This window comes from Oceanobacillus piezotolerans (assembly GCF_003665065.1).
GTDB lineage: Bacteria > Bacillota > Bacilli > Bacillales > Amphibacillaceae > Oceanobacillus > Oceanobacillus piezotolerans.
This window is the reverse complement of record NZ_RCHR01000001.1, coordinates 734,124-753,382: the sequence shown is the minus strand read 5'-3', so window position 1 is coordinate 753,382 and position 19,259 is coordinate 734,124. Positions and strand designations below refer to the sequence as shown.

Genomic DNA, 19,259 nt, shown 5'->3' with positions numbered 1-19,259 from the left:
ACACTATATCATAATCAGTTTGTGTGTGCAAATACCGCTTTAAATTAGTACAAATTAACTGTTGAAGTGAGCGGTCCTAAGTTAAAACGGCATGCTAATCTGAATTAATAACTTCTCTTTATATTATTTTAGACTGTTAGGTGGTGTCTTTCTCCACCCATAAAACTGCCTGACGTCCTTGAATCATATAAATCATTTTCATTCACACCTTTCATGTTTTTAAATTAAGAAAATTAGTATTGACGATTATAATAGTCTGCTCTTCTTCGGCTCTCTTCAAAAATTCTTTCAACATTTTCATTATGAAGTGCTTCCTCAAGTGTATTCTCACGTTTTGTAATCGTTATTGTGAGAAAAAAAATGTTTAACCTCATTCCAAATCACCTCCTCAAATTACCCATAAAATGCAAAAAAACCGCAGAGAGACTCCTCCCTGCAGTGAAAAAAGGCACAAAAATACCGCAGGGCACGCTTCTCCCTGCGGTATGGGTATGCTTAATTACATAAAAAAATCTTAAGCGATCCCTTCCGATCTGGTCGAATGCGTCATTTTAAATTTTAGTGAAGTTGTAGATGCTACATGTGACATTAAGCTAACAATTACGATCATTTCATTCGACCTCCTTAAGAATTTTTTAATCCATGAGGTAATTATATTCATTTTTTAATCATTCGTAAACAGTTTTTGCCTAATTTTCCAAATTTTTATAAAGACTGGCTGTATGGAGTTTGATGCAGAAATTAAGTATCAGGGAGTAGGGAAGAAAAAAGGCTACAAAATTTTTGAACTATGCGACGAAACCTCGCAATTTATAGTACCATCTATGTACCGAACAACGTGGACAAAGGTATATCCGATAAATCCACACGGAAATACATATAGTATCTAGGAATAGTGCTAACATCAACGATATTTGACTTTTGGTTATTTATTGTTTAGTGGATGTAAGATGATAAGGTGAAAGCCGTGGAATGCCTGAATTATAGGAGTGACTGCAGATGCTCTTTCTCATTTCTGGAAGAAAATCATTTTTCTCGCTATGGCTGGGGGAACGATTGTACTATTGAATTAATGTAATCAAACAGTACAAGAGTAATAAAGAAAAGAGGTGACTACGAAAATGGTAGTCACCTCTTGTAAAATCTTTTTTTATTTAGATAAACCTAAAATTAATTCTTTATAGATATCGAAGAATGCAAAGTAGTAATCTTTGTAGACATATTCATCTGTTTTGTGTGCCATTTTTGTTTCGCCTGGACCAAACATCATGAATGGAAAGTTCTCATCTTTCCCTCTTAACAAGTTGGATGCATCCGTTACCCCTGGCGACCCTTTAACAGAAATTTCCAAGTCTAAGTATTTTTTTCCGAGTTCCTTAGCAAGATCAACCATTTCAGACTGTCCAGAAGTGAACACACTTGGTAATGTCATGGTCACTTCAACATCAATATGAGAGCCTTCTTTATTGTATTTTTCAGCTGTTGTTTTGAATAAGTCAATCACTTCATCGTTATCAAATTCTGGAATTGTACGCACGTTTATTTCAGCTACAGCTTTTTCTGGAATGGAGTTTACTTGGTTCCCTGCATTAAAAATAGTGGTACTCATAACCAATTTATCCAGAACTTCATTTTTGCGATCATCACCATTTAATTTTTCGTCTAATTCTAAGAGGTATTCCATCAATGGATTAATCGCGTTATAACCTTGGCTAGGCATAGAACTGTGTGCTGCTTCACCTATAGAGTTAAGTGATCCTTTGTGAGAGTAAATAATCGTGTCATGAGAAGGTTCCGCTACCCATAGATAATCTACGTCATCCATATAGCCTTCTTCATATAATTTTTTTGAACCTGCGCCACCGACTTCTTCACCAGTCGTTGCCATAAAGCGGACAGTACCATTTTTGAGTTCATTATTTTCTTTGAGTTCAATCATCACTAGGGCAAGATTTAATAATCCTGCTTTCATGTCATTTGTTCCACGTCCGTATAATTTTCCGTCTCTTTCTGTCAATGTGAATGGATCTGAGGTCCACTCGCTTTCATCACCAGGAGAGACGACATCCATATGACCAGAAACACCAATGACGTGACTGCCGCTTCCAATTTCAGCCACTAAGTTAACACGAGTGTCTGTAACTGGAACAATTTTAGATTCAATGCCGTATTCAGCAAATAAATCTTTTAAGTAATTTGCCACTTCGATTTCGTTTTCGTTTACAGATTTAATAGCAATCATATCAGATAAAATCTTGATCTTTTCTTCCTCTGTAAAATGTTTCATACTAAATCCCTCCATAATGTTATCCGTATACCCTCAGGTAAGACTACAATTGTATTTTATCCAAAAATCCATTAATAAGTTAGTCTCTTAAGGATTCTCTGGAACCTTGAGTATTTATAGGTATCATATACTATGTCCTTACCCTTGGTGGGAAGTTCGAAAACGAGGTTCGTAATGAAATATGAAATTCAAATTACTATAATACTAGTAGAGATAAACGGGACGATTTTAGAAAAAAGCCTATCATGGAAGTTTACATTCGAAAATCCTAAAAAAAAACAAATTTTAAAAAGGGTACTCCAGTAAAGAAAAAAACTATCCCTCGTTATCCTATAGATTGGAAGAAGGATAGTTTTTAAAAGGCTTTGTTTAAGTTTTAGTTAACGGTTCCTTCTAGTTTCCTTAAATGAACATACTTACAAAAATAGCTGTAATAAAGCTTGCCAAGGTACCAGCTATAATAGCTTTAAAGCTTAGAGAAGCAATTAGTTTTTTCTTTGAAGGCGCTAAGGAACCAAGACCAACAATTAATTGCCCAATAGAAGAGAGGTTCGCGAAATTACACAGTGCAACGGTTAAAATTGCAACCGTTTGTGGCTTAAATTCCTCTTGGAAATTGAGTACCTCCTGGAATGCAATCAGTTCATTGGCTGCAAGCTTTGTTCCAATAATTGATGCTGCTCGGAAAGCATCTTCCATAGGAATCCCAACAAGTAGAGCAAAAGGAAAGAAAACATAACCAAATATGGTAGCCAGATCTGTTCCAAAGATACTTAGTATACCGTTTACGAGAGCTAATAAACTAATAAAAGCAATAAGCAAACCACCAATATTAGCAGCAAGTTTTACTCCGCTCACAGCTCCTTCAGAAATGGCTTCAAAAATATTCGTATGTCCTGCTTCTTCCATTTCGACATCTTCATTCGTCACAGATACTTCTGTTTCAGGTTCCATGATTTTAGACATTACAATAGCGACAAATGGTACGGAGAAAACAGAGATAAGTAGATACTTAATATCAATACCCATTTGAGCATAAGACAATAGAATCGCACCACTTGCTGAAGCTGTGCCCCCAACCATAACAGTGAATAGTTCCGAACGTGTAAGTTTTGCAAGATAAGGCTTAATAAGTAACGGGGATTCGACAACGCCTAACATGGTGTTGGCAACTGTATTAAAAGATTCAACACGAGTTGTCCCAAACACTTTACCAACAGCCCAACCGAGTATACGCACAACGAAAGGGATGATTCGTAAATAATACAAAGCTGAGACCAATGCAGAGATAAAAATAATAACAGATAAGACCTGAATCGCAAAAACAAATCCTACATTCGTGCCTTCTGCAAAAAAGCCACCAAATAAGAAATCAATGCCTGCTTGGCTATAGTCAAGGACGTTCTGTACACCTTGAGCAGCACTTGTAAGAAGAAAGCGACCAAGGGGGACATTGAGCATGAAGTAAACGAAAATCCCTTCTAATACCACACCTATTATAATCGTACGCCATTTGATAGCCTTTTTATTTTTGCTTAGAAGCCAAGCTATAAATAGTAAACCCACAAGGGATAAAAAACCAAATAAAATATTCATAATAACCTCCTGATAATAGCTTCACCGACCCTTATTACCGTCAGAAATCTGATCTTTTATGATAATAAAAAAGTGCACCTCTCCATCTATAAAGAAAGAAGAGAATGCACGAAGGTACACATGTCACGTGTCGCACTCTAACTTTCCTTATAGTCCGACATTTTACGGCTGCCAGGTAGAAACTTATGGACCATATTCCCATAGATATATAAGGATCGTATGAAGTTGATTTTTGAATTTTAACAGAGGTTTTCCGATTATACAATAGACAAATAAAAAGTAAAAAAAAACTAAATTTTTTAATATAAAAGTAATCAACAGTTCTATTTTCAAATAAGGCTTGTTTACTGATATAATCTCAAGACGATCGGTATTGCTAAACACAAATAATAATTGGAGGTGCAGTTCACGCTACCACCACCAATACATATGGATCTCCAGCAAACTCTATAAAATCAAACTAACGATAATCCCTGAAAGTATACTTACAAGTGTGGCGCCATATAACAGTTTCAAGCCAAAACGTGCTACGACATTCCCTTGCTTTTCATTCAAACTTTTGACTGCTCCGGTAATAATACCAATAGAAGAGAAGTTGGCAAAGGAAACCAGAAATACAGAAAGAATTCCCATTGTACGTTCACTAAAGTGATGGCTGCCTCCGGATAAATCCAACATCGCCACAAATTCATTGGTCACCATTTTAGTCGCCATTATTCCCCCGGCACTAACAGCCTCTGATAAGGGAATCCCCATAATGATGGCAATGGGAGCAAAGAGATAACCTAAAAGTTGTTGGAAGGAAATGTTAAACAAAAGCTCAAACAACTGATTGATTGCTGCCATTAAAGCAATAAAACCAATCAGCATGGCACCAACGATAACAGCAACCTTAAAACCGTCAAGGATATACTCGCCGAGCATTTCAAAAAAGGATTGCTTTTCCGACTCTTGTATTTCTAATATATCTTCGCTTGGTTCTACCTCGTATGGATTAATAATAGATGCAATGATAAAACCGCCAAATAAATTTAAAACTAGAGCTGTGACAACATATTTCGGCTCTAGCATCGTCATATAAGCACCGACTATGGATATTGATACAGTCGACATCGCCGAAGCACATAGAGTATACATACGTTGTTTTGGAATCAGAGCGAGTTGTTTTTTTAACGTGATAAAAACCTCTGATTGTCCGACCATCAAAGATGCAACCGCATTGTATGATTCAAGCTTACCCATCCCGTTTACTTTACTTAATAAGAAACCAATACCCCTCATAAAGAAAGGTAAAATCTTCAAATGTTGTAGAATTCCAATTAAAACAGAAATAAAAACGATTGGCAGTAATACAGTTAAAAAGAATGGAGCTTCTCCCTCGTTCGCCATGCCGCCAAATACAAAGGAAACGCCTTCGTTTGCATACTCGAGCAGTATGCCAAAAAATGCAGAAATACCAGTGATGATGATGAGTCCATATTCTGTATTTAACAGTAACAATGATGAAATAATTTGAATGACAATCATCGTTATAATGGGTTTAAATTTTATCTTTTTCCGATTGGAACTTGCCAACCAAGCCAAAAGCAATACAACAACAATACCTAAAATAGAAATAACAAATTTCATATGTAACCTCCTGATGAATTTAAACAATATATGTACGTTCCTACTCTAGTTAAATACGGCAGAATAACAACTTCTATTATTAATGATTTGAGTGGATATTTTGCCCATATTTTATAAATAAAACCGGTCATCGTTTCTTCAAGTAAAAAACACACATTGTGAAGTTTATCATATATTCTAGTATATTGAAATTAAATTTTTAGCTATAGAGACCAAACAGGATTAATTTTATAAGACCAACAAAGTAAATTATTTTTATTATCATGTCTTAGGTATTATAGGAATAAAGAGCAAAATTAACCTCACTAGATTATCCATCACAGTGATCTCTTAAGAAGAAATTATAAAAGGCAGATCGGTTAGTTTTAGTTGAAAGTTTATTTTTCTGCCTGACTCAAATTATATTACTTATACTCAGTGCTCTTTTGTTAATAATAAGTTTGCTAAACCATAAATGAAGGAGGATTTGCTCATGCAGCAAAATAAACAAACGAAAAAATCTTTGAATAGGAGTACGAAACCCGGTTTTGCCGGAACTGATGTTAATAAAGTAAAGCAGGAAATTCAAAAAGATGTAAGCGCAGGGCAGGGGGCAATGACATCGAGAGAGGCAGGAAAAATGCGAGATTAAAATTTCACTATTAATGGTTTATTGACGAATTTTTGGATTGTAGTATAAGAATAATTACTGTGAAACCAAAACCAGTAATACAGTTTTATGTGTTTACAGAAATACTGATATTAAAAAGGAACATAAAAAAGCAATTGTAACATGATTAATGATGATGCACCCGAAAAGTTAAAGTTTTACTCTAACCTTTCGGGTGGAATACCTTAAGAAGGGATTTTTGAGGGGATTTAGAAAATACGTCTTCTAAATCTAAATGAAAATACGAAAATGACTGCTGCAAAAGGCACAAATCTTCTTCTGAAACCGGACATCAGGAAGAATCCTCCTGGTGGTGGATCTCCACCAATTACTCCCCGATATACTCTTCCGTCACGCATTCTTACCGCAACCGGTTCTCCTCGGTATCTCATCATTGGGTTCATTTTATCACCTCCCTTTTTGGGTTTAACAAAAGGATTTAATTACCTGTCCTTCTAAAGAGAATGTTCACTCATTTTGACCAGATAGAAGCTTCTGCAATGATAGTTTTTTAAGTATGAAGGTTGTAATTTATATAATAGGATTAATTAATAACCGCCTCCAGAATAAGAAGTTCCAATGATTATAAGCAGAATAAATAAGACTACAATTAAAGCAAATCCCATCCCCATTCCAAGTCCATAATCTGACATATTTATCACCTTCTGTTAACTAGAGGATCCTTCATGAGCAATCCCTTATATATTTACATTATGTAATTTAGAAGAATTTGAATGGTTTTTAGCATAAAAATGATAGAAAAATCATCACTTGTCTCATAGATTCCAAATGTTTTTTATGTTAAATAGGACTGATAAAGGAGACATATTATTATAAAGATAATGTACGATAATTAAGCAGTGGCATAATAATACTAACAATATTGATAAATGCTAGAGGTTTGTGAACAAATGTACTAAAACTACAGGACGCAAGTATTAAACAATTTGATCATATACAATTGCCTTTTATCCTGGAAAAAAATATATGGTAATTATGGTATTATTCAGATATCAAAAAGGGGGATTCACATTGAATAACAAATTGAGAAAGTCTTTAACGGACAAAGCGTTAACGGGAGTATGCGGAGGTTTAGCTGAATTTTTTGGAATATCCTCATTTGTTGTCAGACTAATATTCATTTTTACAAATCCAGTCTCATTTTGGGTTTATGTATTCCTTGCTTGGTCAATAAAAGATGAAATATCTCTATAAAACTTATTTGAGTATTAGGTGCAGGAGTAATAGATTTTAATTCAGCTTACGAGTATGTTAATCCTAAAGGGATTAACCACCTTTCTTATTGAACTTATTATAGAAAGAGGAATGCGTCTTTAAGATAAAGTTCCTATGGTGCGAACAGGTGCAAAAGTTGAACAAGGGAGTCATCTTTTTCTTTAAATTGTATTATGAATATTATGTTATTATTATGAAGGGGATAGAGTTAGGGAGGGTGAAAAGTGAAAAATAAAACTCGAATGATTATAACACTTTTAAGTAGTGGGCTTGTTTTTGCTTTTGGTGTGTTTAGAATACTTTTTGAATCACTTAATTCAACATCTTTGTTTGTAGCATATGTTTTCGCGATTACTGGGTTTATCGGAGTTGTTGCAAATGGAAAATTACTCAGAAAGTCACATCACAATTAAAAAAACCAGATGCAATTAGGTTGTTGCTATTTTAATTTAAAGTACTTATTACACCAACGGGTGCGTTTATTCAATAAAGGTAATTGTTACTTTGGTTAAAGGCCGAGTTCAGTGAACATGGAACGCTTAATAAGACTTTAAAAATTGAAGTAATGAATAACTAAGGGTGGTTGTTTGAGGAAGAGAAATAAAATACTTATATTTATTATTATGGCAATTATATTGGTAATTGGATATCAAAAGTATTTCTTTACTTTTGATCGTCTTGGTCAAGGTACATATTACAAAGGTCCTGCTGATTCTCCGACAGTAAAATATACAGCTAATTCTTATTATAAACATTACGGTGGTGCGACTGGTGGAGCAAATATATGGGTGGAGATCACAAATAATGAGAGTAACGAAATTAAAACAATATATTATAGCGATGGGAAAAGCAACTTTTCTATGCAGTGGGTAAATGATAATACCATCTATATAAGAAATGACGAAGGTCCTGAATATCCTGACTCTGGTAGAAATATAGAGTTAGAGATTGGGAAAGAAATTTATGATGAAAGTGGACGAGCTTGTGAGAGTTGGGTAATGAAAAGTGAGTATTAAACCTGTTATCAAGACTAATTTTACTTTTTTTAAATATCGGGTGCAATAGTTAAACAAGGTGATCATAGAATTTGGTCGCCTTTTATTTATGTGAAAACGAGTAAATCGTTTAGAATATTATGGTATTATATTCAGGTATAGAGATAATGAGCTAACGGGACAGTTTAGAGGAACAACTGAATTTGTTGCTTTGTTATATTTCAGAGAGGGATTAGTTATGAATTCGTATAAAATAATGAAATTAAATCTTGAAGACTATAATAAGTGCAGTAATATTTGGGATATGGACAAGAAACCAGAAATGGCAAAGATGTTTTATGACGAATTAGTAAGCGGAAACAGAATCACCTTTATTTATTTAAAAAATAACGAATTTATAGGCGAAGGTTCTTTAGTTTTTAAAAACAATGACCCAGATTATACTATTCCAAATAAACGGATTTACCTATCTCGAATGATAGTCAAAGATGAATATCGCAATCGTGGAATAGGAGGAATTATTCTTGATTATTTGATTGATTATGCTGAACAACTTGGATATGAAGAAATAGCACTTGGCGTTGACACAGATAACTTAAACGCAAGATATCTATATGAAAAGAAAGGATTTAATAACGTATTATTTACTGGTGAAGACGATTATGGTGAATATGTAAAACTCCTAAAAAAATTAAATTAAAGTAGATTTATCAATAAAATGGCTTAGATTGTATAGGGTCAGTATAATTCGGTATTATTTCTCCTCTTGATAGAGAGGAGTTCATATTTTAAAGGAAAAGTAAGGTAAATGGATCCTGCTAAACCAGCTAATAAATCTATTCTCCTTTTTCACTATATGGTGGCGATAGTCTAAGACTAGTGGATCAGTGCTTATCTTGAAATGTATTTATTTTCTTGAATCCGTATGTATTATATAAATTGGAAATTAATTTGAGTTTAGGGGTAAATTTATGAGACTAATTGGACTTATTCTTACAATTATTTCAATTGTAATCGTATTTTTTAATTACAATATTGCTATTTTACTTTTTGGGTTGGCGTTACTTCTGTTTGGAGATTACCATTTACAAACAAATAACAAGATAATGTCGTACACACATTTCGTTTCTGGTTTTATTTTTATCATTGGTATTTTAATAACTTGGTCCTAATTATAGATTGTTGAACTAAAAGGCGCGTTAATTCAAGAAGGATTAACCGCCTTTTTTGTTGAACTTCTTTATTAAGAGTCAGTTAGTTGATAAGCTGAGTTTTAAAATGAAAAGGAATAGTAAATATAAATGTTTACTTTAATAAAAAATGATATCGATAAAATATACATTGAAAAAGAAATTATGAATTCAAATATGGAATATAATAAAATCGCCTATGGTAAACAAGTGCTGAGGAATGAGGATATTTTAGAAATATACAAAGAAGCTAAGGAATTAAAGATTGAGAGATATTTAGTGAAAAAAGATGATGAATATATTGGAATTCTCGATTACGGAATGTCAAGCCCACGTCATAATAAGCCATGGTTAAGTTTGCTTGCAATACACAAAAAACATCAAGGTTTAGGTTATGCCAAAAACATATATATAACTTATGAAGAATTAATGAAAGACAAACAGGTAAACTGTATTCAAATAGCAGTTCATTCTACGAACAAAAAAGCCCTGGATTTTTGGTCCTCATTAGGTTTTGTTAAATTCAATGAGAGAATTTATGAAGGGAAATTATACTTTAGTTTTGAAAAGCAATTAAGTTTTTAGTTAGTAATTCAATTAACTATAAAACGTTGTTTAAGTAACTGATGCAAGAGTTTAATAGGCAATCAGCGAATTCCAGAAGTCTTCTATTCTTTTTCTTTACTACCAATCTTAATAGGGATAATCCTAATGGTTAGTTCTCATTTCATAAAAACATTTAATATATATGAAACCAGTTAATAGAAGCTGTTATTAAACTATCTGGTTCTTATCTTCAAAAAGAAAATTTGTAAATAAAGGAGAGATTTTATGATATTAGAAGCCGCTATGCTGCAAGTTAAATCCGGAAAAGAAAAGGAATATGAAGAAGCGTTTGGTATGGCTTCAAAAATAATTTCCTCAATGAAAGGATACATATCCCACGAATTACAACGGTGTAACGAAGCTAAGGGGAAATATCTTCTACTGGTAAAATGGGAAACATTAGAAGACCATACAGTTGGATTTAGACAATCCAACGAGTATCAAGAATGGAAGAAGCAATTACATCATTTTTATGATCCATTTCCAATAGTTGAACATTTTGAGAAGGTTAAACTTTAAAGGTAATCTTGAAATCTAAACCATTTAAGATAAACACCTCTATTTCACTATAAGAAGGGTTGCTTTAAGATCTAGTGGCTTATTGGCAGTTTTTATTATTTAAAGGATAGTTGAATAACAAGAGAATGTATATATTTAAATCCTCGACCTAATTGGAACGGAGTGACTAAGATTGCGAAGATACCCTAATTGCCCAGTTATTACTAGAACAATAGAGGTTGGCGGGCTAACGAAATGGCAGCTTATTCAAAAACTGCAACAACACTCCATTTTGATAAATGACTATGGAGAAAGACTATTATCTGATGAAAAATTCATTACTTCTAAAACAAAGTACAGTCTGAAGACCGTAGAACTAACCGTTAGGGACCTTGGCTTTCCTGATGGAGCTACTATGCTTCAGATTTTTAAACGAGTTAGAGAATTTGGTTTGGAATTATGTCCGCTAGAGCTAGCGCCTCACTTGAGATTAGAGTATTTAGATCAGCCTGAAGGTTATACGGGGAATCTTTCACAACAAAATCAAGCTCCTTCTGGCTCCATCACAATAGCATCAGAGATAATCAATGAAGATGATTATTTTCCGAAAGGATTTTACCTTAGAAGAATAAATGATGTGCTATGGTTACGTGGATATATTGCTGATCATTTGCACGTTTGGAATCCTAACGATCACTTTGTATTTTGTGAGGTGTAAAAAAGGTATACTAAACCAAAACTTCAAACCACTAAGAAACAGGTGGTTCCATCACAGTCAATGTATTCTCTGTTGAATTTAGATTTACATTAGCACCTATTGGAATAGTAGCTTTATAAAAGCCATGACCTGTAGTAAGGTTGCTTACCAGTGGTTTTCCTAAGGGGACTAATAAAGAATTAATTAAATCTTCATATGTTGTTCCATAAGATGCGGGGCAATTCGTACATTCTCCTATAATAATACCAAGACAATCTTGAAATTTACCTGACATTGATAATTGAGTTAAATACCTAAAAATCATTGTAGTTGGAGAGTGGGTTTCTTCTAAAAAAAGTATTTTTCCTTGTGTATTAATTTCATATGGTGTACCGAGTGCATTTACTAACGAAGTCATATTCCCACCTACTATAGGGCCTGTTACATTCCCTGGTACTAAACCCCTTAGGGCTATATCTGGTGGATTTTGAATCATCCTGGGGGAATTCAACGTCGAAGTTGCTTCAAAAAATTGATTGAAGTTATAACCAGGTGTTTCTGGTCTAAAGTCAATAAGCATTAAACTATGGAAAGTAATTAAATTACTAAATTGATATAAACTATTTAATAATACAGTTATATCACTATAACCAGATATAATTTTTGGATTCTGTCTTATTATATCAAAATCCAGATAAGGAAGAATGGTCTGAACCCCGGTCCCACCACGGGTGGCAAGTATCATTTTGACACTCGGATTTCTGAACATATTCATTAAATCATCTGCTCTTTGTTGAGCTGAAGCTGCTACAATGCCACTATAAGAATAAACATGATCGCCAAAAACGATATTAAAGCCCAAATTTCTCAAGAATTGTACTCTGGTATTAATAGTATTTGCATCAAGAGGGCTGCCAAGTGTAACTAATCCAATGGTATCTCCTCTTTGTAACAATGGAGGCCTTATTGCCATATTTTCCAATCCCTCTCTACAATTAAAATTTTATTGATAATAAAAGGTATTATAAAGTGAATAGAATTATGTCATATTCAAGATAACTACTAATTAAATACTTAATCAATGCAAGTACAGTCCGAATTGAAATATGTAATAAAGGCGTATTTACTTGTTCAACTATAGGGGTTTTTCTTGAAGAAAGAGAAGTACCTTTTTTGTTGAAACTACTTAACTAAAGGGGCAGGATTGTTCTGAAGACAGTATTTTTTATAGAAAAAGCTATAACATGTCATTGAAACTTTATACTGTACTCTTTCGTATATAAAAATATTATGTTTATTGGAAAGGGGTTACTAATATGAGTAAGCGGTTTGTTTTTCTATTTCTCTTACTCTCATCTGTACTTTTAGTCACAGCTTGTAACGACAACGACGAATTATCTGGGAAAACGTTTGAAGTTGCTTATACGCCAGTACTTCAAGAAGAAATTGATAATCCTAGTAATTACAAACCGATTATGACATTGAATTTTTTAAATGATAATGCAGTTACTAATACTATTGGTGGGGAAGAGGGAGAATATAAATTTGCTGATGATGTACTTGTAGTTAATTTCAAAAACGAAAAAGAAAAACTAGAAATTAAATTTATTGACTTTATAGAAAGTGATAAAGATTTCAGTGCGTACTCTTCATCAATTGGTGATGCAAAATTAACAATTGAAGACACGGAGCAAATAAGCCGATTGAACAATTTATCTTCTAAGATAACTAAAGATATGCCAATCGAATTTATAGAAAAATAAGAAGAGGGCGTTATTTTTGAATCCTTTATATTTAGTCATTTATGCATTCAATAGTACACTTTTTGGCTAAATCTAATAAATGATTAAACTCAATTTACAGTATTAGTGAATAAATGTACTTAAAGTAACGGATGCGATACTTGAATAATAACTGGGCTCCAATGACTAATTTGCAGTATAAGGGAGAGGACAATATGGAAATAGTATATTTTGCAGGTGGATGTTTATGGGGAGTAGAAGCTTTTATAAAGAATTTACCTGGGGTTAAGTTTACAGAAGCGGGTAGAGCTAATGGAACAAGTTACACACTTGATGGAGATTATGATGGTTACGCAGAGTGTGTAAAGACAGGTTTTGATCCAACGATTGTAACAATCAGGGAATTAATGGGATATTTTTTTGAAATAATTGATCCATACAGTTTAAATAAACAAGGACAGGATGTTGGCAAGAAATACAGAACCGGAGTATATAGTGAAAAGCAAGAACACTTAAAAGAAGCGAAGGCATTTCTAGGTGAGAGAAATGATTATGACCTGATAGTTGTTGAAGTATTACCACTTACAAACTATGTGAGAAGTGCTGAAGAACATCAAGATAGGTTAGCTAGATATCCAAATGATTATTGTCATATTCCAGAAGAAAAATTAAATAGATACAAGTAAATAATCAAAGGTCATTACCCTTGACATCCTTTTTTTAAAGGTCTATAGTTACCATGGATAATCGTTATCTATGGTAACTATTTTAGGAAGAAGTGAATGAAATGGAAGGTATTTTCCAACGTTATTTAAGTTTGTATCGACCACTTATTACGACATTAAATGAGCTATTAAGTACTTACGAGCTTTCATATTCTTTATGGCAAGTTATTTTTTATATAAAAAATAATGGACCTTCGACTCTTGTGGAAATATCCAATCAATATGATGTGGAAAAACCAACAATCACAAGGAGGGTCCATCGTTTGGAAGACCTGGAGATAGTGGAGCAGATTCCTGGCAAGGATAGGCGGGAAAAAGTCATTGAGTTGACGGAAAGAGGAGAAGAAATCTATAAAGTGTGCAGAATAAAAATAACGAATCTAGAAAACAGAGTGATGGAAGGAATTACTGATAAAGAGCAACGGATCATGTTTCAAACCCTCCCAAAAATACGGAGTAATCTTATGAAAAGGGAGGAGGAAAAATGAGTAATACTAAATTATGGACAAGGGATTTTGTCATCGTGTCTTGTGTCAATTTTCTATTGACGCTGGTTTTTTATTTACTTATCGTAATCATCGGAGTATATGCGGTAACTGAATATCATGCTTCTGTAAGCCAGGCCGGGCTTGTTACAGGTATTTTTATTGTCGGAACATTGATTGGGCGTCTATTTATTGGCGCAAGCATTGATAGGATTGGACGGAAAAAAACGTTGTTCGTGGGATTAATTTTATTCATCTTAACAACCACTTTATATTTTATCCATTTAGGTATCTATTTTCTAATTATTACCCGTTTTTTACATGGTGTTGCATTGGGCGTAGCTAGCACTGCAACTGGAACGATTGTGGCGCAAATTATTCCGGACACAAGAAAAGGGGAGGGTATTGGGTATTACAGCATGAGTGCGACATTGGCAACAGCAATTGGGCCGTTTGTCGGTCTATATATGAGTCAATATACAAGTACTCAAATAATCTTCGGCCTCTGTCTTGTATTAGGGATCACCAATTTGTTTATAGCATTTTGGTACAGGTGCCAACATTGGAAGGAACAGCAACACCAACTGAAGTAAAAGGGTTGAAGCTATCTCAGTTTATTGAACCTAAGGCAGTTCCGATTTCACTGATAACATTGGCTGTAGCTTTCTGTTATTCCAGTATCTTATCTTTTATTAATTTTTATGCAATTGAAATTGACCTGGTAAGTGCAGCGAGCTTCTTCTTTTTAGTTTATTCCTTTGCAGTTTTGATTTCACGGCCAATAACAGGTCGATTAATGGACGTAAAAGGAGCAAATTATGTAATGTATCCAGCGTTTCTTCTTTTTACAGCCGGAATGCTGCTTTTAGGTTCAGCCCACAACAGTATCACGTTGTTATTATCAGGAATTCTTATAGGGTTCGGATTTGGTAATATGCAGTCATGCACACAAGCCATCGCCGTTAAATTGACTCCTATTCATCGCATGGGACTAGCCACGTCGACTTTCTTTATTTTCCTTGATGCAGGGCTTGGATTTGGTCCTTATCTGCTCGGATTCTTCATTCAATTCATTAACTATAGTACTTTGTACATCATCTTAGGTTTTGTAGTTTTAGCAACTACCGGTCTTTATTACTTACTGCATGGTAAGAAAGAAAGGGCTGCCCTCAATGCTTTTTAGCTAGATATTCAAGTAAGAAGAGACACATTTATATTAGTTGCGGCAAGCATTCAGTTTCAGTCATGTATGGTTGGAGATAAACTATTCATATTTGGAAATCGGAACAGGATTTGTTTCTAGCTTAATTTTATTAGTGTTATATAATTATGAAGTTCTTATTCAACTGTACCGTGAGGCTGGGATATAACTAAATATTTTAATCCAAAAGACGAACGAAGCACCAAGTTAGTGGAGGAAATATACGTAGACTCCTCGAAAAAGAAAAGCACTTTTTCTTCGTGCGATGTGTCGCTGCTGAAACATTCCTTGTCCTGCGGGAAAAGCAACAAGCGAAGATCCCGCAGGAAGTGTGGAAGGTTTAAAGGCTAAGACCGCCCCATCCTGGGGCAACGCCTTTGTGACCAACGTCCTGTTGGCCCGAGGCTGAGACGTTGCCAGCGGAAAGCGAAGTATATTTCCGGAACGGTATTTCTCCACTAAGCTTCGTTCGGATTTTCTTCTGATAAAACACTTTTGACCTAGGCTCCTTTTTTGTTGAAATTATTGTACTAAAAGAGAACTTTTTTATAGTAAAAATCGTAATAAAAGTATTGGGAAATTAATTTGGTTTAGGGAGGTTCAAAGATGGACTTCGGATTATTATTCATTGGTTTAGCTCTTTTACTTGTTTCATACTTGGTAGCTGTAAGAAAGCAAACGTGGTTATTAGCTGGGTTTAATGAAAAAAACATTAAAAATAAATCCTTATTAGGTAAAATTACAGGGAGAACTTTTTTTCTGCCGTTAGGTTTGTTAGTAATTATCCATAGTTTTATTGACTATCCTTATGAAGCAATTGTTCTTGTCATTGCTATGTTGGTTTTATTAATCATTACGTATTTAATTATAAATAGAAGGTTGTTCGATTAAAGAATTCTAAACATTGGAATGTTACTACCTATAACGGATGCAAGGGGTTAACAAGGTGGTCACTAAATTTGATCGCCTTTTTTATCTGGAAAATCCAATAAATTATATGGAATAATGTAGTATATTCAAGTATAGGGATTTAGAATTTACATATCAGGTTCAATAAGAAGTAGAGAGGAGTTTTAATTTTCATTGTTTTTTGGCTAAATTTGCAGTATAGTCTTTAAAAAAATCTGTTAATTTATGTAGGTAAAATAATTAAATAGTATATTGCATTTTAAGGAGTGATTAGGAGTTGAAATATCGTAAAGCTAATATTAATGATATTGATAAATTGGTCGATTTAAGGAAAAAGCAATTAGTTGATGAAGGAATAGAACCAAATATAAATATTGAAAAAGAACTATCTGTCTTCTTTAAAAATAAACTAAGCGACGGGACTTTAATCCAATGGTTAGTTGAAGATATGGAAGAGGATGAAAGAATTATAGCTTGTGGTGCAGTAATTTTTTATGAGTTTCCACCTAGTTATACTAATAGGACTGGAAAAAAGGCATATATTGCAAATATGTATACAGATGAAAATTATCGTGGACAAGGAATTGCAACTACGTTGTTAACTAAATTAATGAATGAGGTCAAGCTTTCTGGTGTTTCAAAAGTATTCCTCGGGGCTTCAAAAATGGGGAGACCAGTGTACAAGAAGTTTGGTTTTAGAGAAACTGAAGAGTATTTAGAATTAGATATTACATAGTAATTCGTGTGTTAGTATACGGTTGAACGAAAAAGGCGGTTAATCTATGAAAGATTAACCGCCTTTTTCGTTAGACAGAGGTACCATAAATAAAATATTATATTAACACCATTTGAATTGTTATTATATTTTGGAGGCGAGTATGTGAAAACTCAATTCACCTATTATGATATTGCAGAGGATAAAGATATTTTCCAAACTTCGAGTTTGGATATTGACGGCGGAGCTAATTTCGGGTCCATACTGCTATAAAGCAGAATGATAAAGTTTCCATCAATAAAGTAAGAGATACTAAGGAGTTACTTGTAATAAAGGAAGGATCAGTACGGGGAGGTTGCTAAATTGAGGGAAGGTCTAAAAACAATCATAATTTTAATGATATTCTCCTTTATAGTTATTGTGGTAATGTTTTTACAAAAAGATGAGTATAACACTTTGGTGGGTTTAGAAAAACTGTTCATTAAAAATGATATATCAATAACGTCTAAACCAATTGAAAATGAAAATAAACTGGATTTTGCTAAAGAACAAAGAATATATGAATTAAAAGATAACAAAGTTTATGTATATATTCTTAATGAGATTGATCTAGAAAGAGCAGATTATATAGTTAGTAATGAGATCCTAGAGGATTATGTAGTTTCTTCAACAAATTCATTTATATTTGCCTATTCTGATACACATCTCCAACAATTCTCGCCAGAATTATATGTTGTTATTGATGAAATCACTGAATCCGAAAAGTAAAGAGTGTTTAAGTAGTTGTTTTATTTTGTTACTTTTAGAAAGACCACAAAAAAGATAATTTCATCTCGTTATGTGTAAAATCATCCTTTCATTCCTTATATATTAAAGTTCTTAATTCCACAATCGCGTGCGATTGCGGAAATGGGATTACTAAAATAATCAACCTTTTTATAAAAGAAAAACTTTTAAAAGACCCCAATTTGATTAATCTTTTTTCAAAATGGGGTCTTTATATTTAGTGTAAATCCAAGTTTTGGGAACAAATTTTATTCAAAAGCTGCAGTTTTACCGTATTTCTAAATAATGTTGCAGAGCCTTTGGCGGAAAGAAATTAAGGGGCAGTGGTCTTAAGGATACAATAATGTCAGTGGGCATAGTAAAATCTCGTTGTGCTTGTTTCAAACAGTTGTACATAGCTTTACCACCGACTGAATTGGCAGAGTGAATAGTAATGCGATTTGCAAATAGATTTTCTTTAACCATTATTTGAACGAGCATAAAACCATTTCTCGTTCTATTTAGTAAGTCGTGGTCCAAGGAGAGATGTTCAATTTGAAAGTTTTGCAAGAGTTTTATACACTCGTCAATAGTCTCGGCTAACACATAGCCATCGGGTGCTTTTCGATAATCATCCAGGAAAACGCTGATTCTATTCATTTCTTATACTCCTTCCCTAATATGGAGGTGACTAAGAAAAGTCGAAATAGTCCGTAGATATTAAGTCTAACATAATATAGTAATAAGAGAAAGATTTGATTTTAAAAGCAAATTTATGACATTCATCCTAAATCAATAATTTTTAAAAAAATGTGTACTTTTTCTAGTAAATAGGTGCGAACCTTTTATAAGGTGCCGATTTCAAAATAGAGAGAGAGCTATGATTAATTAGGAATTCAAAGGGAGATGTAGGTAGAAATAGAAGTTCGCTAGTTTTTATATGAAATACTGATTAAAAGGGTTAGGGAAGATTCTGTATACTTTGTAATTATAGGTAGCGGAATAAAGAAAGGTGAGATACCTGAAAAGGCTGCTAAAAGAGAATCCTAGAAGAATTGGGAGTAGAAGTTAAAGTTAATGATCCATACCAATACTAAAAGTAGGTTTTCTCACCGTATTTGCAATAACCAATCATTTACTATTCCATAATAGTTAAATACGATCATCTGCAACATGAAAACATAAATAGTTTATAGAGCTGTAATAAATTTTATAGATAGAATGTTAACAATATTTCAATCACTTATTATACCAAGGAGAAAATAAGACTTAGCTAAAATAATAAAGCGTTTCTTTCTTCATTCATAAAAACAATATACAGAAGAATTAAGTAG

At 33.4% G+C, this 19,259-nt stretch carries 23 protein-coding genes, 1 pseudogene and 1 riboswitch; of the genes and pseudogenes, 16 read left to right on the top strand and 8 right to left on the bottom strand.

Annotated features, from left to right (window positions below; genetic code table 11):
* Nucleotides 1-233 precede the first annotated feature (233 nt).
* The 4 genes from D8M04_RS03985 to D8M04_RS03970 form a co-directional block, all read right to left on the bottom strand.
* Entirely contained in the window at nt 234-374 is a 141-nt protein-coding gene (locus tag D8M04_RS03985) for a YrzI family small protein (protein ID WP_121521583.1), read from the bottom strand.
* 776 nt (nt 375-1,150) lie between these two features.
* The gene (locus tag D8M04_RS03980; protein WP_121521582.1) at nt 1,151-2,287 is read right to left on the bottom strand and encodes an ArgE/DapE family deacylase; all 1,137 of its coding nucleotides are present in this window, start codon (nt 2,285-2,287) and stop codon (nt 1,151-1,153) included.
* A gap of 402 nt (nt 2,288-2,689) precedes the next feature.
* Nucleotides 2,690-3,883, bottom strand: coding sequence for a NupC/NupG family nucleoside CNT transporter (locus tag D8M04_RS03975; RefSeq protein WP_121521581.1), 1,194 nt, complete (start codon nt 3,881-3,883; stop codon nt 2,690-2,692).
* A 130-nt stretch (nt 3,884-4,013) separates the two neighbouring features.
* Nucleotides 4,014-4,115, bottom strand: a riboswitch (purine riboswitch).
* 215 nt (nt 4,116-4,330) lie between these two features.
* Nucleotides 4,331-5,512 carry a NupC/NupG family nucleoside CNT transporter gene (locus tag D8M04_RS03970; protein WP_121521580.1) on the bottom strand — a complete coding sequence of 394 codons (1,182 nt, stop codon included), beginning with the start codon at nt 5,510-5,512 and terminating at the stop codon, nt 4,331-4,333.
* Between the two features lie 472 nt (nt 5,513-5,984).
* Here D8M04_RS03970 and D8M04_RS20120 point away from each other — a divergent pair, with 472 nt between their 5' ends.
* Nucleotides 5,985-6,143: a hypothetical protein gene (locus tag D8M04_RS20120; protein ID WP_187695400.1), complete on the top strand. Its 159-nt coding sequence runs from the start codon at nt 5,985-5,987 to the stop codon at nt 6,141-6,143.
* Nucleotides 6,144-6,370: 227 nt separating this feature from the next.
* On the opposite strand, the gene D8M04_RS03965 is transcribed toward D8M04_RS20120, so the two are convergent.
* Both D8M04_RS03965 and D8M04_RS03960 read right to left on the bottom strand, forming a co-directional pair.
* A complete protein-coding gene (locus tag D8M04_RS03965) occupies nt 6,371-6,565 on the bottom strand; it encodes a hypothetical protein (protein WP_121521579.1) in 195 nt (64 codons plus the stop codon).
* A gap of 144 nt (nt 6,566-6,709) precedes the next feature.
* The gene (locus tag D8M04_RS03960; RefSeq protein ID WP_246001118.1) at nt 6,710-6,787 is read right to left on the bottom strand and encodes a YjcZ family sporulation protein; all 78 of its coding nucleotides are present in this window, start codon (nt 6,785-6,787) and stop codon (nt 6,710-6,712) included.
* A 406-nt stretch (nt 6,788-7,193) separates the two neighbouring features.
* Here D8M04_RS03960 and D8M04_RS03955 point away from each other — a divergent pair, with 406 nt between their 5' ends.
* From D8M04_RS03955 to D8M04_RS03920, 8 genes are all read left to right on the top strand, one after another.
* Nucleotides 7,194-7,376 carry a PspC domain-containing protein gene (locus D8M04_RS03955; RefSeq protein WP_246001103.1) on the top strand — a complete coding sequence of 61 codons (183 nt, stop codon included), beginning with the start codon at nt 7,194-7,196 and terminating at the stop codon, nt 7,374-7,376.
* Between the two features lie 245 nt (nt 7,377-7,621).
* Nucleotides 7,622-7,810: a hypothetical protein gene (locus D8M04_RS03950; protein ID WP_121521577.1), complete on the top strand. Its 189-nt coding sequence runs from the start codon at nt 7,622-7,624 to the stop codon at nt 7,808-7,810.
* A 174-nt stretch (nt 7,811-7,984) separates the two neighbouring features.
* A complete protein-coding gene (locus D8M04_RS03945; RefSeq protein WP_158595076.1) occupies nt 7,985-8,413 on the top strand; it encodes a DUF5412 family protein in 429 nt (142 codons plus the stop codon).
* Between the two features lie 217 nt (nt 8,414-8,630).
* The gene (locus tag D8M04_RS03940) at nt 8,631-9,092 is read left to right on the top strand and encodes a GNAT family N-acetyltransferase (RefSeq protein WP_121521575.1); all 462 of its coding nucleotides are present in this window, start codon (nt 8,631-8,633) and stop codon (nt 9,090-9,092) included.
* A 271-nt stretch (nt 9,093-9,363) separates the two neighbouring features.
* Nucleotides 9,364-9,564: a hypothetical protein gene (locus D8M04_RS03935; protein WP_121521574.1), complete on the top strand. Its 201-nt coding sequence runs from the start codon at nt 9,364-9,366 to the stop codon at nt 9,562-9,564.
* A 129-nt stretch (nt 9,565-9,693) separates the two neighbouring features.
* Nucleotides 9,694-10,167 carry a GNAT family N-acetyltransferase gene (locus D8M04_RS03930; RefSeq protein ID WP_121521573.1) on the top strand — a complete coding sequence of 158 codons (474 nt, stop codon included), beginning with the start codon at nt 9,694-9,696 and terminating at the stop codon, nt 10,165-10,167.
* Nucleotides 10,168-10,413: 246 nt separating this feature from the next.
* Nucleotides 10,414-10,707, top strand: a complete 294-nt coding sequence (locus D8M04_RS03925; protein WP_121521572.1) for an antibiotic biosynthesis monooxygenase family protein — start codon at nt 10,414-10,416, stop codon at nt 10,705-10,707.
* A 172-nt stretch (nt 10,708-10,879) separates the two neighbouring features.
* Nucleotides 10,880-11,404, top strand: a complete 525-nt coding sequence (locus D8M04_RS03920) for a helicase (RefSeq protein WP_121521571.1) — start codon at nt 10,880-10,882, stop codon at nt 11,402-11,404.
* A 31-nt stretch (nt 11,405-11,435) separates the two neighbouring features.
* Here the strand turns inward: D8M04_RS03920 and D8M04_RS03915 are convergent, their stop codons facing one another.
* Nucleotides 11,436-12,356: a S66 peptidase family protein gene (locus D8M04_RS03915; RefSeq protein ID WP_121521570.1), complete on the bottom strand. Its 921-nt coding sequence runs from the start codon at nt 12,354-12,356 to the stop codon at nt 11,436-11,438.
* Nucleotides 12,357-12,699: 343 nt separating this feature from the next.
* On the opposite strand from D8M04_RS03915, the gene D8M04_RS03910 reads away from it, so the two are divergent.
* The 7 genes and pseudogenes from D8M04_RS03910 (at nt 12,700) to D8M04_RS03880 (ending at nt 17,928) form a co-directional block, all read left to right on the top strand.
* The gene (locus D8M04_RS03910) at nt 12,700-13,146 is read left to right on the top strand and encodes a hypothetical protein (protein WP_121521569.1); all 447 of its coding nucleotides are present in this window, start codon (nt 12,700-12,702) and stop codon (nt 13,144-13,146) included.
* 194 nt (nt 13,147-13,340) lie between these two features.
* Entirely contained in the window at nt 13,341-13,811 is a 471-nt protein-coding gene (locus D8M04_RS03905; RefSeq protein ID WP_121521568.1) for a peptide-methionine (S)-S-oxide reductase, read from the top strand.
* 101 nt (nt 13,812-13,912) lie between these two features.
* Nucleotides 13,913-14,338: a MarR family winged helix-turn-helix transcriptional regulator gene (locus D8M04_RS03900; protein ID WP_121521567.1), complete on the top strand. Its 426-nt coding sequence runs from the start codon at nt 13,913-13,915 to the stop codon at nt 14,336-14,338.
* Nucleotides 14,335-15,518, top strand: a pseudogene (locus tag D8M04_RS03895) (MFS transporter). The gene D8M04_RS03900 and the pseudogene D8M04_RS03895 overlap by 4 nt, the downstream one beginning before the upstream one ends.
* Nucleotides 15,519-16,142: 624 nt before the next feature.
* A complete protein-coding gene (locus D8M04_RS03890) occupies nt 16,143-16,427 on the top strand; it encodes a DUF3784 domain-containing protein (protein ID WP_121521566.1) in 285 nt (94 codons plus the stop codon).
* Nucleotides 16,428-16,722: 295 nt separating this feature from the next.
* Entirely contained in the window at nt 16,723-17,181 is a 459-nt protein-coding gene (locus tag D8M04_RS03885) for a GNAT family N-acetyltransferase (RefSeq protein ID WP_121521565.1), read from the top strand.
* A 342-nt stretch (nt 17,182-17,523) separates the two neighbouring features.
* Nucleotides 17,524-17,928, top strand: coding sequence for a hypothetical protein (locus D8M04_RS03880; RefSeq protein ID WP_121521564.1), 405 nt, complete (start codon nt 17,524-17,526; stop codon nt 17,926-17,928).
* A 285-nt stretch (nt 17,929-18,213) separates the two neighbouring features.
* Here D8M04_RS03880 and D8M04_RS03875 read toward each other — a convergent pair whose 3' ends face one another.
* Entirely contained in the window at nt 18,214-18,585 is a 372-nt protein-coding gene (locus D8M04_RS03875) for a cyclic-phosphate processing receiver domain-containing protein (protein WP_121521563.1), read from the bottom strand.
* Nucleotides 18,586-19,259: the final 674 nt, after the last annotated feature.

What these genes read in the sequence shown, in the direction of transcription:
- D8M04_RS03985 (WP_121521583.1), bottom strand. Translation starts at nt 374, where the DNA reads ATGAGGTTAAACATTTTTTTTCTCACAATAACGATTACAAAACGTGAG.
- D8M04_RS03980 (WP_121521582.1), bottom strand. Translation starts at nt 2,287, where the DNA reads ATGAAACATTTTACAGAGGAAGAAAAGATCAAGATTTTATCTGATATG.
- D8M04_RS03975 (WP_121521581.1), bottom strand. Translation starts at nt 3,883, where the DNA reads ATGAATATTTTATTTGGTTTTTTATCCCTTGTGGGTTTACTATTTATA.
- D8M04_RS03970 (WP_121521580.1), bottom strand. Translation starts at nt 5,512, where the DNA reads ATGAAATTTGTTATTTCTATTTTAGGTATTGTTGTTGTATTGCTTTTG.
- D8M04_RS20120 (WP_187695400.1), top strand. Translation starts at nt 5,985, where the DNA reads ATGCAGCAAAATAAACAAACGAAAAAATCTTTGAATAGGAGTACGAAA.
- D8M04_RS03965 (WP_121521579.1), bottom strand. Translation starts at nt 6,565, where the DNA reads ATGAACCCAATGATGAGATACCGAGGAGAACCGGTTGCGGTAAGAATG.
- D8M04_RS03960 (WP_246001118.1), bottom strand. Translation starts at nt 6,787, where the DNA reads ATGGGATTTGCTTTAATTGTAGTCTTATTTATTCTGCTTATAATCATT.
- D8M04_RS03940 (WP_121521575.1), top strand. Translation starts at nt 8,631, where the DNA reads ATGAATTCGTATAAAATAATGAAATTAAATCTTGAAGACTATAATAAG.
- D8M04_RS03935 (WP_121521574.1), top strand. Translation starts at nt 9,364, where the DNA reads ATGAGACTAATTGGACTTATTCTTACAATTATTTCAATTGTAATCGTA.
- D8M04_RS03930 (WP_121521573.1), top strand. Translation starts at nt 9,694, where the DNA reads ATGTTTACTTTAATAAAAAATGATATCGATAAAATATACATTGAAAAA.
- D8M04_RS03925 (WP_121521572.1), top strand. Translation starts at nt 10,414, where the DNA reads ATGATATTAGAAGCCGCTATGCTGCAAGTTAAATCCGGAAAAGAAAAG.
- D8M04_RS03915 (WP_121521570.1), bottom strand. Translation starts at nt 12,356, where the DNA reads ATGGCAATAAGGCCTCCATTGTTACAAAGAGGAGATACCATTGGATTA.
- D8M04_RS03910 (WP_121521569.1), top strand. Translation starts at nt 12,700, where the DNA reads ATGAGTAAGCGGTTTGTTTTTCTATTTCTCTTACTCTCATCTGTACTT.
- D8M04_RS03905 (WP_121521568.1), top strand. Translation starts at nt 13,341, where the DNA reads ATGGAAATAGTATATTTTGCAGGTGGATGTTTATGGGGAGTAGAAGCT.
- D8M04_RS03900 (WP_121521567.1), top strand. Translation starts at nt 13,913, where the DNA reads ATGGAAGGTATTTTCCAACGTTATTTAAGTTTGTATCGACCACTTATT.
- D8M04_RS03890 (WP_121521566.1), top strand. Translation starts at nt 16,143, where the DNA reads ATGGACTTCGGATTATTATTCATTGGTTTAGCTCTTTTACTTGTTTCA.
- D8M04_RS03875 (WP_121521563.1), bottom strand. Translation starts at nt 18,585, where the DNA reads ATGAATAGAATCAGCGTTTTCCTGGATGATTATCGAAAAGCACCCGAT.